13 protein-coding genes and 1 pseudogene are annotated in these 13,278 nt (G+C 46.1%); 3 read left to right on the top strand and 11 right to left on the bottom strand.

The annotated features are described in order from the left end of the window. Positions 1-309 precede the first annotated feature (309 nt). From AMS66_RS03330 to AMS66_RS03300, 7 genes are all read right to left on the bottom strand, one after another. Complete coding sequence (locus AMS66_RS03330; RefSeq protein ID WP_053779433.1) at positions 310-2,811, bottom strand: FAD-dependent oxidoreductase; 2,502 nt, start codon at positions 2,809-2,811, stop codon at positions 310-312. Then, entirely contained in the window at positions 2,808-3,122 is a 315-nt protein-coding gene (locus AMS66_RS03325) for an ArsR/SmtB family transcription factor (protein WP_053779432.1), read from the bottom strand. The genes AMS66_RS03330 and AMS66_RS03325 overlap by 4 nt, the downstream gene beginning before the upstream one ends. Before the next feature lie 231 nt (positions 3,123-3,353). Next, positions 3,354-4,121, bottom strand: coding sequence for an alpha/beta hydrolase (locus AMS66_RS03320; protein ID WP_236703146.1), 768 nt, complete (start codon positions 4,119-4,121; stop codon positions 3,354-3,356). A gap of 57 nt (positions 4,122-4,178) precedes the next feature. Continuing rightward, positions 4,179-4,754 (bottom strand): hypothetical protein, encoded by a 576-nt coding sequence (locus tag AMS66_RS33420; protein ID WP_236703145.1) that lies wholly within the window; start codon positions 4,752-4,754, stop codon positions 4,179-4,181. After that, positions 4,690-5,007, bottom strand: a complete 318-nt coding sequence (locus tag AMS66_RS33415) for a hypothetical protein (protein WP_053779429.1) — start codon at positions 5,005-5,007, stop codon at positions 4,690-4,692. The genes AMS66_RS33420 and AMS66_RS33415 overlap by 65 nt, the downstream gene beginning before the upstream one ends. Then, entirely contained in the window at positions 4,991-5,383 is a 393-nt protein-coding gene (locus tag AMS66_RS33410; protein ID WP_236703144.1) for a hypothetical protein, read from the bottom strand. Before AMS66_RS33410 ends, AMS66_RS33415 begins: the two co-directional genes overlap by 17 nt. Before the next feature lie 202 nt (positions 5,384-5,585). After that, positions 5,586-7,832 (bottom strand): glycoside hydrolase family 95 protein, encoded by a 2,247-nt coding sequence (locus AMS66_RS03300; protein WP_053779427.1) that lies wholly within the window; start codon positions 7,830-7,832, stop codon positions 5,586-5,588. A 323-nt stretch (positions 7,833-8,155) separates the two neighbouring features. On the opposite strand from AMS66_RS03300, the pseudogene AMS66_RS03295 reads away from it, so the two are divergent. Further along, a pseudogene (locus AMS66_RS03295) lies at positions 8,156-8,977 on the top strand (glycosyl hydrolase family 8); the annotation flags it as partial. Here AMS66_RS03295 and AMS66_RS32190 read toward each other — a convergent pair. Beyond that, on the bottom strand, positions 8,956-9,240 hold the full coding sequence (locus tag AMS66_RS32190) for a hypothetical protein (protein ID WP_201782131.1): 285 nt from the start codon (positions 9,238-9,240) through the stop codon (positions 8,956-8,958). The pseudogene AMS66_RS03295 and the gene AMS66_RS32190 overlap by 22 nt on opposite strands. Before the next feature lie 9 nt (positions 9,241-9,249). Here AMS66_RS32190 and AMS66_RS03290 point away from each other — a divergent pair, with 9 nt between their 5' ends. Continuing rightward, positions 9,250-9,837 (top strand): helix-turn-helix transcriptional regulator, encoded by a 588-nt coding sequence (locus tag AMS66_RS03290; RefSeq protein ID WP_236703142.1) that lies wholly within the window; start codon positions 9,250-9,252, stop codon positions 9,835-9,837. 73 nt (positions 9,838-9,910) lie between these two features. Here AMS66_RS03290 and AMS66_RS03285 read toward each other — a convergent pair whose 3' ends face one another. Then, positions 9,911-10,915 carry a carbohydrate-binding protein gene (locus tag AMS66_RS03285; RefSeq protein ID WP_330219282.1) on the bottom strand — a complete coding sequence of 335 codons (1,005 nt, stop codon included), beginning with the start codon at positions 10,913-10,915 and terminating at the stop codon, positions 9,911-9,913. After that, entirely contained in the window at positions 10,912-11,436 is a 525-nt protein-coding gene (locus AMS66_RS34495; RefSeq protein WP_330219281.1) for a family 43 glycosylhydrolase, read from the bottom strand. The genes AMS66_RS03285 and AMS66_RS34495 overlap by 4 nt, the downstream gene beginning before the upstream one ends. A 201-nt stretch (positions 11,437-11,637) precedes the next feature. On the opposite strand from AMS66_RS34495, the gene AMS66_RS03280 reads away from it, so the two are divergent. After that, a complete protein-coding gene (locus AMS66_RS03280) occupies positions 11,638-12,513 on the top strand; it encodes an AraC family transcriptional regulator (protein ID WP_236703140.1) in 876 nt (291 codons plus the stop codon). A gap of 176 nt (positions 12,514-12,689) precedes the next feature. On the opposite strand, the gene AMS66_RS33405 is transcribed toward AMS66_RS03280, so the two are convergent. After that, positions 12,690-13,278 (bottom strand): alpha/beta hydrolase (locus AMS66_RS33405; protein ID WP_236703139.1); only part of this gene is annotated, 589 nt, incomplete at its 5' end.

Below are 13,278 nucleotides of genomic sequence, written 5' to 3'. Positions count from 1 at the left end.
CATGAGAAATTAATTGGAAAGCGCTTACTATATGAACTGAATCGTGGCAGGTTTATTACATTTTAAGGTAATTAAGGAACATTTTCATTGCATATTCCGTTCAGTTTATTGCGCGAAAAGACAAGGAGCTTCACTCATGAACAGCAAGAGCGAAGTTTGGTTTGTAAGGAAAAAGTTTATAAAGAAAAAGTTTATAAAGAAAAAGCCACTACATTAGTGGCTTTCATCGGGAAACGTACAAACTCAAATAGATGTTTTTATAGGATTAAGATTTTCAGGTTGTGACAGAGATCAGATTAATATCGAATTTTATATAAACAGGTTATGGTTTGCCTGAGCCGCCTGTCCCAAATAGTAACCCACGCCACCAATTGTAATTTGGTCCATTATTTCTTCACGTTGAATGCCCATTAAATCCATGGACATCTGGCAAGCCACCATCTCTACCCCTTGCTCTGCTGCGGTTTGTATAAGTTCCTCCAGAGAAGCAACATTGTTATTTTTCATAAGACCGCGGATCATTTTTGGCCCAATCCCTAGCATATTCATTTTGGACATGCCAAGCTTGTGGCTGCTGCTTGGCAGCATCATGTTAAACATTCGGCCAATCCCTGTTTTGGATACAGGCTGATGCTGATGCTTACGGATAATATTCAACCCCCAGAAGGTAAAAAACATCGTAACTTTTCGTCCACTTGCCGCTGCCCCATTTGCAATAATAAATGACGCAATCGCTTTATCCAGATCACCGCTGAAAACAACCATCGTACTGGCAGGCTCAGCTTCAGGAGTTTGCTTAGTTGAGGATACGGTTTGCGCTGTGTTCTTAACTAGTACCGCCTCAATAATGCCCCCCCTGCCACGTTCCAACTGTAGAAGTGTGGAACCAGACATGGTTGCCCATGCCTTAACGTCTTCATAAAATCCCGGATCCGAAGCTTTTACGCGTAGGGTCTGTCCGTCTGTCAGTTGATCCATTTTTTGCTTGACCTGGATTAGCGGACCGGGACAACTTAAACCGCATACGTTCAATTCGTTATCAATATGCAAAGGTTTCATTAACGACGGATGGGTCGGCTCCAATGAAGTTTCTTTTGTAGCAGGCAGTTGTTCGACAGGATTCTGACCGTTCTTAGTATCATGATTTTCCGTAAAAAATAGTGTGGGCTTAAATTGCGCTTGGCGGTATGTTTTATAGCCTCCACTCAGGTTTTTCACGTTAAAGCCATGCTGCCGTAAAATTTGCGAAGCAGTATATCCCCGTAAGCCAACCTGGCAGTATACCCAGATTTCTTTGGAGGAGTCCAGTTCATGGATACGCTGACGAAGCTCATCCACTGAAATATTTAACGAACCCGGAATATTCCCATTGCGATGCTCCAGTTCGCTGCGTACATCCAGCAAGATGGACTGCTCAGGTTGGCGTGCAGACAACTGTTCATAGGTAAACGTTTGTACACGCCCAGTCACGATATTCTCTGCTGCATATCCAGCCATGTTAACCGGATCTTTCGCAGAGGAATATGGCGGTGCATAACTCAGCTCAAGCTCAGCCAGATCGCTAATGTGACCGCCAAAATGAATGGCAACGGCAATGTCATCAATTCGTTTGTCCACCCCGTCATAGCCGACGGCCTGAGCGCCCAAAATTTTACCTTCCGGTGTAAACAGCAGCTTGAGAGTGATCGCGCTGGAACCTGGATAATACGAGGCGTGAGAGCCAGGGTGCACGATAACCGTGCGATAATCAATTCCAAGACGTTTTAGTGTTTTTTCATTACTGCCGGTGGAAGCACCAGTCATTCCAAATACTTTAATAATGGACGTCCCTTGTGTTCCTTTGTACGTTGAATGTAGTCCCGCAATCCGATCGGCAACAATTCGCCCCTGTTTGTTGGCAGGTCCTGCCAGCGGAATAGCAGTCTTTGTTCCATGAATATAATCAGTTACTTCAATGGCATCACCGACAGCATAGATATGCGGCACGCTGCTCTCCAGCGCTTCGTTGACCATAATATGTCCACGCGCACCCAGGGAAACACCGCTATGTTGCAGAAAAGAAGTGTCCGGAGCTACGCCTATTGCCAGAATGACCAGATCTGCGGCAAGAACCCGACCATCGGCAAGCTCTACACCAATCCCTTGTTCACGTGATTGGAAACCCTGAACACGCTGTGAAAATAGCAGCTTAACGCCATGCTGCTCCATTTCCTGTGCCAGTGACGCTGCGAGCTCGGGATCAAATGGGGTGAGCAGCTGTCCGTTACCCTCGACCAGTGTGACGTCCAGTCCTGCTTCTTTTAAATTTTCCGCCATTTCCACACCGATAAATCCACCACCAATAACGATTGCAGAAGCGTTGTTATCTGAATTCATTTGTTCTTTGATGCGGTCAATATCCGGTATGCTGCGAACTGTGTAAATAAGCGGATTGTCCTTCCCCGGCAGATCAGGAATAATAGGCCGTGCACCTGGTGACAAAATTAGCTCGTCGTAGCTTTCTTCATATTGTCCGCGCTCATGGCTCTGTACCTGAACCGTACGATTGTCCGGATTAATCGCGATAACTTCACTCTTCGTACGTACATCGATTCGAAAACGATCCGCCATTCCTTTAGGTGTTTGTACCAACAGACGATCGCGGTCAGCGATCGTGCCTCCAATATAATAAGGTAACCCACAATTGGCAAATGAAATATAGGGTCCTTTCTCAAATATAATGATTTCGGCGTGTTCATCCAGGCGGCGCAGGCGAGCAGCAGCAGATGCGCCCCCTGCTACGCCACCAACAATCAATACTTTTTTGCTCATGATTCACAATCGTCCTCTCCAAAAAGAATAGGTATAATCTGTTCAATCCGTTGATCCGCAAGCACGTAATTCACTTCAAGGCCATTGCGCTCAGTGGCGACAATACCTGCACTGCGCAGCTTCTGCAAATGCTGAGATACGGTTGATTGCGGAAGGTCGAGACATTCCTGCATATATGAAACGTTACATTTCTTTTTACGCATTAGCCCACGTACGATGCACAGACGAATGGGATGAGATAAAGCTTTCAGCAGATTAGCAGGTTCGTCGAACTGCTTTAAATCGCTAATATCAAACGCAGGTGTATTCAACACTTATTCCTCCTAAAACGTTATATTGTAATATTACGATATAGTGATGTGGATGTCAAATGGCAAACCTAATCAAAATTCGGATCACCTGATCCCCGAATGGTCAGACAACAAAAAAAACGGTTTGACAGGATAGAGTCTAACCGTTTAAATCATGTTTCACTAAGTTAAGTGATCCACAGTCTCTATGTGGTGGAATGTACATCCAATCAAATATGCAAGAGATCAAAATCAAATTTTAAAAATCAATTGAGAAAATTGAAACAGTCCATTCTTCCATACTGGCCAATCATGCCCTCCTTGTTCCTCATTCCAAATATGAGAAATGCCGTGTTGTACCAAATAAGCATGCATTTGATTACTGATATGTTTGAGGTTATCCTGATCACCACAGGACAGCCAAAGCTTTCTCACAAGCCCAGTAATCTCGCTCGGATTAGGGATGAGCACTTGCGGAGCACACGTGTTTGGGGCAGCGGAAAAGGCTCCAATCCATGCAAATCGATCGAGATTACCCCATCCGATATTTAAGGATTGACCACCGCCCATTGATAAACCGGCAATCGCGCGGTTTTCCCGATTGATCCACACCGGGTAATTCTCTTCAATATAAGGAATTAAATCGTCAAGCAGGTCGGATTCAAATCTCTCGAACGCTTGAATTTTATCCGGATCAAACAGATCCCCCTCTGCTCGATCATTCGGCATCGCTCGGCCATTGGGGAAAACGACAATCATCGGCTCAAGCTTGCCATCGTCGTACAGATTATCGAGAATGACCTGAGGAGTGCCATGATTATACCACTCGGTTTCATCCCCGCCTATCCCATGTAAAAGATAAAGGACATTATACGTATTATCCGAAGAAAATCCGGGAGGCGTATACACCATTGCTTTGCGCGAATTCCCCACCGTGGTCGAGGGATATTCCACCGTCTCAATGATCCCGCGCGGTATGCCCTCCCTATATTGGTTGTATCCTTTTGGTGCTGCGATCATCCTCATTCTCCTCTCCTACACTTGCATCTCAAGCTTCTATTGAGCCAGATGCCGTTGTTAATCGACATAACCAAAGCCCAATATCGTAAACGATTTGTCCTCGTGACCTTCAGCCATTCCAATCTCAATGATATGCTCGCTGGACTCCTTCTCATCGAACAGGAGCAGCACATGACAATGCGTCCAATTGATTTGATGCGGGTCAGCTTTATGGACCATCTCCCCGTCCACACATATATTTGCGATACCAAACTCATCACTTGCAGTATCCTTGAAAACCAGAATAAGCCGCTTGCTCCGCAGAATCATCTTGAAGCTGCCAGCTTGACTCCCGCTCTCTCTGGAATACATCCAGTTATTAGGAAAATGAGGAGTGCCGTATGGATCATCATCCATCTCAGCCATTTGCAGATCCGTATCCGTTTCTCCAAAACCTCCCACATCGATGCGGGCGACGCTCTCGCCATTCAGTCGGTCCAGCAGCTTCACATCCACAAATGCATTTCCGATTAGTGGTGATTTATTAATCATATCCTTTCCTTGATCCAGGTCAGAACGATCCGTTACCTCAAACAGCCAGCCCAGACAGTCGGCCATGATGAGATGCCCGGCTGGTCGGATGATAGATGTCATGGAAGTATTGCTCTTTGGAGATGAGTCTTCCTTCCTCAGGAGGAAGTTGAAATTGTTCTACAACAGCATCTTTTACACTTACCATCGGGAGGTTGTAGTGCCAACCTACAGGTGCCAGCCGATCCTGCAGATTCCAGTCGTTCTTAAATACACTGAATAGCAGAATGACAGCAGGATCATAGTCAGCTCTTAGCGCTTGCAGCACAAGGCTCTCATAACAAGTTCCTTCGGTTTCATCATCGGCATCGTTCACGGCGAACTCCACAATGACTATATCTGGCTTGACTTCCCCCTTCTCTAAGTACATCTCGATGATAGCGGATTACACCAAGCTCGGAAGGTGTTCCGCCTAACCCGGCTTTAATAAAACGTAGTGAGCTGTTACTTGTTGGAGCGAACATTTTCTTGAAAAGGTGAAAGGATTGATATGCATAACAATTCATATGAATCGGTTCCGCCCCGGCACCTTGAGTAATCGATCCACCGATGTATGCTATCGTTACAGGCTCCCCTCGTTTTGTTTTCTCGATAGCCTTCTTCAGTCTGGCATTATGACCTTTATGCAGCAGCGATTTTGCAATTAGATCACGATAAGCTTGCGACTCGAAGTTCAAGGATGTCTCACTCATGTCTTGCATGAAAAATCATCCCTTCCCGGATAAATGAGAGTAACATCGTATGCTAACAGATGTCTATTATACTTTATTAACTTAAAATCTAACGCTCGCACGTAAAGTAGACAACCTGTTAAATGCTATGTCTTTACCTGACAAAGTATAGTTTGTATTCCAATACCCAGCCTTCTGGCAGCCAATTTTGAATGTCAATTCGTCAGGTGAAAGTATAGGACTGTCCAGCCTCTGCATTGAAGGAAATGGGCTTGAGACCAGGGCCTTGCAACTGACAAACACCAGTGTTTGTACTTTTTATTGTTACTGTAGTCACCTCCCCCATCTTCCAGGAGAAATCGAGTGTATATCCGCCTCGGGCTCTGAGGCCTCTAACACTCCCTTCATGCCACTGGACAGGTACAGCAGGCAGAAGCCGAATCACGTCAGTGTGACTCTGCAGTAACATCTCGGCAATTCCCGATGCTCCACCAAAGTTGCCGTCAATCTGAAACGGCGGGTGATTGTCAAAAAGATTAGGCAACGTTGAGTGCTCCAACAGAGCCCTGACATTTTCGTAAGCCATCTCCCCATCCTCAAGGCGTGCCCAGAAATGAATGATCCAGGCCCGGCTCCAGCCCGTGTGTCCACCGCCATTTTCCAATCTGCGCTCCAGCGTGATCCGTGCAGCCTTCGCCAATTCCGGCGTTTGTGCTGGAGTGAAACATTCTCCAGGATACAGCCCGAATAGATGCGAGATGTGCCGATGGCCTGGTTCCACTTCTTCATAATCCTCCATCCACTCCTGAATTTGGCCGTTCTTGCCGATCTCCGGCTTCGGGATTCGCTTCAGGGTATCAGCGAGTTCTTTCCTGAATGAATGGTCTCTTCCAATCAACTCGGCACTGCGGATACAAGCGTTGAACAGTGCTTCGATGATCTGAAAGTCCATTGAAGCTCCAGCGCAAAGCACCCCGATCTCGCCACTAGGCAGCTTATAGCTGTTCTCAGGAGAGACGGATGGACATGTAATCAGACGGCCTTCTGCATCCTCGATCAGATAGTCCAGGAGAAATTCGGCCGATTCCTTCATGGTTTCATAGGCCTGTTCCAAAAAAACGCGATTCTGACTATAGCGATAATGCTCCCACAAATGTAAGCATAACCAAGCTGCGCCCATCGGCCAGAACGAAGCTGGAAGATAGGTATCCTGAGGCGCTGTGTCTGCCCAAATATCCGTATTGTGATGTGCCGTAAACCCTCGGCAATCATACATAACCCGTGCCGTAACTCGGCCCGGCTCCCGCATTCTCTCAATTAGATCGAACAATGGCTCGTGACACTCTGCTAGATTGCAGTTTTCGGCCAGCCAGTAATTCATTTGTGCGTTAATGTTGATCGTAAATTTACTATCCCATGGCGGTGTAAAACTGTCATTCCATACCCCTTGAAGATTTGCAGGCAAAGAGCCTGGCCTGCTGGAGGAAATGAGCAGATAACGGCCATACTGAAAATAGGTCTCGATCAATCCCGGGTCCTCTGATCCCTTTTGGAACTCTTCTAATCTTTTGTCAGTTGGAAGATTATTACGATCAGTGCTCTTTGTCAGATCCAATGCTACTCTGTTGTACAGTTCACCATAATCCGTTGTGTGCCTTGCAAGCAGCGTATCATAAGGAATCCGGCCAAGCTCTTTCAGGAGAAGTTTACAGTGTAACTCCGGATCTTCCTGACGGAAAGTCGTTCCCGCAGCAAGCATCAGTGTGACCGAGGTCGCGCCCTCCACCAGCAGGTACTCGCCCAGAAGGCGGCAGGAACCTTCGTTTGGTACCGCTTTCATAACAGCGGCAAAAGAACTACCCTCTTTACCACCGCATTCACCAAGCATGATCAGACCGCTCTGATCCCACTTCTTTGTTTTCTCCATATACCTCCAATTCTGTCGGTTGAATCGGGCTTTTATCGATACTGCATTCTTCGTATCCGCGGAGATTCGAAGTATGATGGCCTGATCCGGGTGGCTGGCAAACAGCTCACGTGAATAACGGATGTTGTTAACCCGATAGCTTACCCTTGAAACGCCCCGGTCCAAATCAAGCTCCCGTACATAATCCTCGACCGGACCATGATGATGGCTTAACGATAACTGCAGTTCCCCAAGTGGCAAATAATGTCGCTGCGCTTCTGGAAGTCCCGCCATCGTCATGGAAGCAAGCTCTTCAGCCTCCCGAAGTTTCCCTTCCATAATGAACTTGCGGATACGAGGCAGATTAGGGAGTGCATCTTCATTGTTACGATCACGAGCTCCACCGTACCACATGGAATCCTCATTCAACTGCAAGCGTTCCTCGGCTACGCCTCCAAATATCATTGCACCAAGGCGACCATTTCCAATTGGCAGAGCCTCGTTCCATACTTTGGCAGGTTTGCTGTACCACATGCGTTGATGATTCTGATTTGCTTCTGTCATTGTGTTCCTCCCATATTCATATTCGATACAACTTTTAGGGCTATAATTCATTTTAACATTCAAATATGGAAAGAAAATGACGTAATCCAGCCAATCAGTACTCTTTCATGATATGTATATTTCAATGTGACACCATTTCATCATTGCGTATATTTTTCTTCATGCCAATAGATCGGGCAAAAATACTGTAATTTTTTAAGATAAAGCTTTAATTTGATAAACAGCCCGCATGATATACTTTAGCAAGGACGATTGACTATAAGGAGGCACCGAATTTGACTCACACTACTGAAGGCGCTTACACCACTTCTGAATACCGAAATATGTTTTTGGAACTCGGTTATACGGATGAGGAAATCAATGCAAGAATCGAGGACACTTGGACCGAGCTGTTCTACGGTGACCCGGAAACCCGAATATACCACCCCATGGGTGAGGACAAAGGATACATGCTTGACACTGGTAATCTCGATGTGCGTTCCGAAGGCATGTCTTACGGCATGATGATGGCTGTGCAAATGAACAAAAAAGAAGAGTTCGATCGACTCTGGAATTTCTCGAAAACATTCATGCAGCATGCGGAAGGTCGATACAAGGATTATTTTGCATGGCATTGCAAACCTGATGGCACACGAATATCGCAAGGCCCAGCACCGGACGGAGAAGAATTTTTTGCGATGGCCCTTTTCTTTGCCTCCAACCGCTGGGGGGATGGAGCTGCGCCATATGATTATGCTGAGCAAGCGAGAACAATATTACATGCATGCCTGCATCAAGGAGAACATGGCGAAGGCGATCCGATGTGGGATCCGGAAACGAAATTAATCAAATTCATACCGGAATCACCGTTTAGTGCCCCGTCCTATCATCTGCCCCATTTTTATGAACTGTTCGCCAAACATGCGAATGAAGGGGATCAAGCCTTCTGGAGAGAGGCAGCGGCAGAAAGCCGATCTTATCTGCACATAGCTTGTCATCCGTTAACCGGGCTCTCACCTGAATATGCGAATTTTGACGGGACACCCGCTCCGCCACAACGTCATGGAGATTTCAGACACTTTTACAGTGATGCTTACCGGGTTGCGGCCAATATAGCCCTCGACTGGGAATGGTACCGTAAGGATCACTGGCAAGTGGAGCAGTCACGAATATGGTGACATACCCATAAACCTGCAGCCGCATATCCTCCGGTACTCACGAGCACCACAGCAAATTGCTGCTCGGACAATGCCGATAACGCAGTACGGGTGCAAACAACTCGTTCTCCTATGGCATATTCGGAGTTGCTGCGACGCAGCAGCGGATGCAATTCCCCGACCTCATTCTCACACAGACTCCGGCGGAATTCTGGGTGAATGGCGAGATAAAAGCGTATCCTGCCAATTGTGCCGTCCTTTATCCTCCTCATCAGAAAATCATGTATCGTGCGTGCTCGGATCAATACGTAAATGATTGGGTACGATTTCTCTCGGATGAATCGTATGTACTGGAGACAGCTCTTCCGCTGGGCACACCCATTCCTCTTCCGGACCCCGGCTATTGTCATCAATTATTTCAATTGCTGGCTACCGAAAATTTTCTTTCGTGTGATTACCGTGAGCTCTCTATTGATTATTTGTTTCGAATTATGTTTAACAAGCTTCTCGAAGCCTCTCAGTCCGCCGTTAACACGCTTCATTATCAGGATCTTTTGGATCTGCGCAAGAGCATTAACCATAATCCGGGCCAAGAATGGAGCGTTACTGTCATGGCTGATTGTGTTCATCTTAGTCCAGGCTATCTGCAATCGTTATACAAAACTACATTTGGCATCTCATGTATGGAAGATGTAATCCAATCCAGAATTCGTCTTGCCAAAGAAAGACTTATCCATGGACAATCCAGAATCTCAGACATCAGTGAACTTTGCGGTTATCGGAATGTGGAGCATTTCTCCAGACAATTCAGGCAAATGGTCGGTTGTACACCGCGCGCTTATCGTAAATCCGTCACTTCTCATTCATAATACACTTGTGAAAGTCTCCATTTGACAACAAAATTACTGCGCAGGGGCTCTTCTCCGGCGCAGTAGGGACATGCTAAGCTTCACCTGTTTCAAATTTCCATTGTCTGATGCTGATGTCCGGCTTTCCGCTCTCACTTCCATTAACTACAATATATAAATCATGAATACCCTGGGCATTTGAAACGGAGGTCGAATAATCCAGCCACGGATGGTTTACATCGGATGCCACGACGAGAAACTGCCCGATTAATTGTCCGTCAGGTTGATCCAGACGAAGTTCCAACACCCCATCACCCCCGCCATTGGATATCGTTGCTGAGAAGCTTGCTGCTCCTTCATGACCAAAATCAACCTTCGATAGAGCGATCCAGCTGCCACTTCCCATATCTGCTGTAATTACAACTTCCGATTCAATGGAAGATACAGAGTCATCCAAGTTTAATTTCTCGGTCTTCACTCCTGCACTCCATCCCATGGTCGCCGCAGTTACTCCCTCAAAAGGGTCAAAGAACTTTACCTGAGCAACCCCCTGAACATCTGCGCACACCTCATGAATGTGCCCATCGGCCGTGTCGAAGTTAATTCGATTCAGATGTGTGGAACGATAGCCTTCGGGAGCATCCATGGCTTGGGATAACGTCTGTGCGTGATAGGCAATGTACCAGTAATCCGCAAATTGAAATATGGCATGATGATTGTTACCATCAACACCAAAGAAGTGCCCCGGATTTTTGAGGATGCATCCTCTGTACGTCCATGGTCCCATCGGCTGGCTGCTTGTCATATAAGCAATCTCTCCTGGCGGAGGACTGCCTACTGGTCGGTCACCCTCATAAAAGTTTGAGCAGTACGTAAAGTAGTAGGTATTGTTAAATTTATGTATGCCTGCATCCTCGAACATGTATGGTGCAGGAATAACCTTGGCACGCCCTATTACACTGGTCATATCCTCTCCCAATCGCATCACTCTTGCCGTGTCGGGCCTCTCTGCTTTTCCTTCCGGAATTCCACCCCCGAAATAGATATAAGCCCTGTGATCTTCATCTACCAGCACTGCCGGATCGAACAGCCATGTCACCTCTTCAACCCCTGGAGTCTCCCTCGTGATACGGGCTTCTCCGATCGGATCTGTCCAGGGTCAACCGGAGTGGGAGCAGTTAATACCCCAATACCGCTGGCATTGTTAGCGAAATATAGGAAAAACCGATCCTTTCCCTCGATTATCTGATGCGCAGCTGCAGGCGCCCAGGATTGGGTGGCCCATGGAGCTGCACCTTGTGGTCCGGCAACCAGAACCTCACCATGATCCGTCCAGTTGAGCAAATCGTCTGAAGAGATGATAGTTATGCGGTTGATTGATTTGTAGCTGTTTTTCTGGAGAAGACCATCCATATCATACTCCAGCGTATCACTTGTCATATACATATAGACACGATTACGGAATACCAGAGCGTAGGGATCAGCTCCAAATTTGTGGGCAATCAGCGGATTTCCGTTTTGAGGTGCTTTTCCAATCGCTGATTGGATACTTGACGTTAAGGCAACTTGTGGACGTAATTCCTTTTGTTCACTGGCACTTGAAGAAGAATTGAATTTCATGGGCAGGTTCCCTCCATTTAAAATATTATGATATTCCATGAGCATGCTAAGCTGTCCCCAATTCTGATATGTGTATACTAAAAAAGAAAACGTTTGCAAGTATAGGCATGCCATGATAGGATGATTACATTTTAAGGTAAACCAACCACATTTTTATTGCGTGTAACGGTCTATTTATTGCGTGAAAGGATGAGGTGCCTTGTGAATGGTTCCTATTTGTATGATCCCATCCTACCTGAACTCTTATATCTGCACCGGGTGACAACCTATCCATTGGAAAGCTCTTATCATCGACATGATGCCTATGAGGTGTACCTTTTCCTTCGTGGCAACGTCAATTTTTATATCGAAAATCACTGCTACCATTTGGAACCCGGTGATTTGCTTGTCATTTCTCCAGAGGAAATGCACCGCTCTTATATTATGGATGATTCCGAATACGAACGAATTACGATCAATCTCAAAAATACGTATCTCCGGAGAATGTCTACTCCGTCAACCAGTCTATCCGCTTGTTTTGATTATCGTCCTAAGGGCAAAGGTAATATCGTTCATCTGGAACAGGAGCAGTTGAAACAGATTCTTCGACTAGCTGCCGAACTCGAGAATCTGCTGGCTTCAGATGTGTATGGAACGGATGTTAAAATCAATGCAGTCGTTGCACAGCTGATGGTTGCAATAAACGTTTCGTACCATGAAACAACTTCCATTCCAACCGACATCATGCCCGAACTGGTATGTAAAACAATGGACTATATCGAAGAACATCTAGCCCAGGAGATCACGCTTAGCAAACTTGCAAAGATGTTTTATATCAACAGCACACATATTAGTCGCCAATTCAAAAAACATACGGGACTTACCCTACGCTCATACATTCTGGGGCGTCGTATTGAATTGGCGAAATACTGCTTGTCTGACGGTTTGAGCATAACGGAAACTTGCTTTCAGTCCGGTTTCAGGGATTATGCGAATTTCATTCGCAGTTTCACCCGAATTGTTGGCATTTCTCCCGGCAAGTTTGTGAAACAGGAGCGAAACAATACAGACTACGGTTACAATAAGATTCCCCAGTGAAAAACCGACCCAGAAACCGTCATTATCGCAAAATACAAAAATATAGTTAACCGAGATTTTCGAGTTAACCCCGCATCGGAACCTGCCTCATTTTTCGATGCCTGGGTTGAGGAATTTGTTACGATTGAATCACAAACAAAGAAACCACGCTACCGAGTTCGGCACCGTGGCTTATACTATTGGATTTGTTTCATGTAATCTTTGAATTCCTGGGCGATTTCTTTGAATTTCGTATGATGCAGGTAATGTGAACCTTCCATCGGAATCACTTTACCATGTGCTGATTGTTTGGCTTGCTCCTCATGCAGCGGGACCCACTGCTCATTGTTCTCGTTATTGGATTGAACGAAGAGAAGCAACGGCAGATCATGAGGGTAAGTCATTTGTGCCCCATCTTTGAAATTGGAACCAAGGTGTCTTAATTCATCCACCATCGTTGGATTGGTCGAGACTTGACTCGAAATCAAACGCATCTGTTCTTTGGTATGCTCATCGAATGCAAGCGACTTATAAGGATCACCGCTCACTTTTGTGAGCAATCTCATCAGCCCTGATCCTTGAAGAAACTGCAAGGATTTCAAAGGCAATTTGACATCCATGCCAGGTTGATTGGGAACGCTGCTATCGATGCCGATAAAAGCAAGAACTTCATCCGGATAGGTATTCACATAGGACACTCCGTAAAGTCCCGCGATGGAATGTCCCATCAGAATGAAACGGTCAACACCCAACTGCTGCAGAGCTTCGTGAACCTCACTTACGATA

Source organism: Paenibacillus xylanivorans (assembly GCF_001280595.1).
Lineage (GTDB): Bacteria > Bacillota > Bacilli > Paenibacillales > Paenibacillaceae > Paenibacillus > Paenibacillus xylanivorans.
The sequence above is the reverse complement of the archived record's forward strand: the minus strand, read 5'-3'. Positions and strand labels throughout refer to the sequence as shown.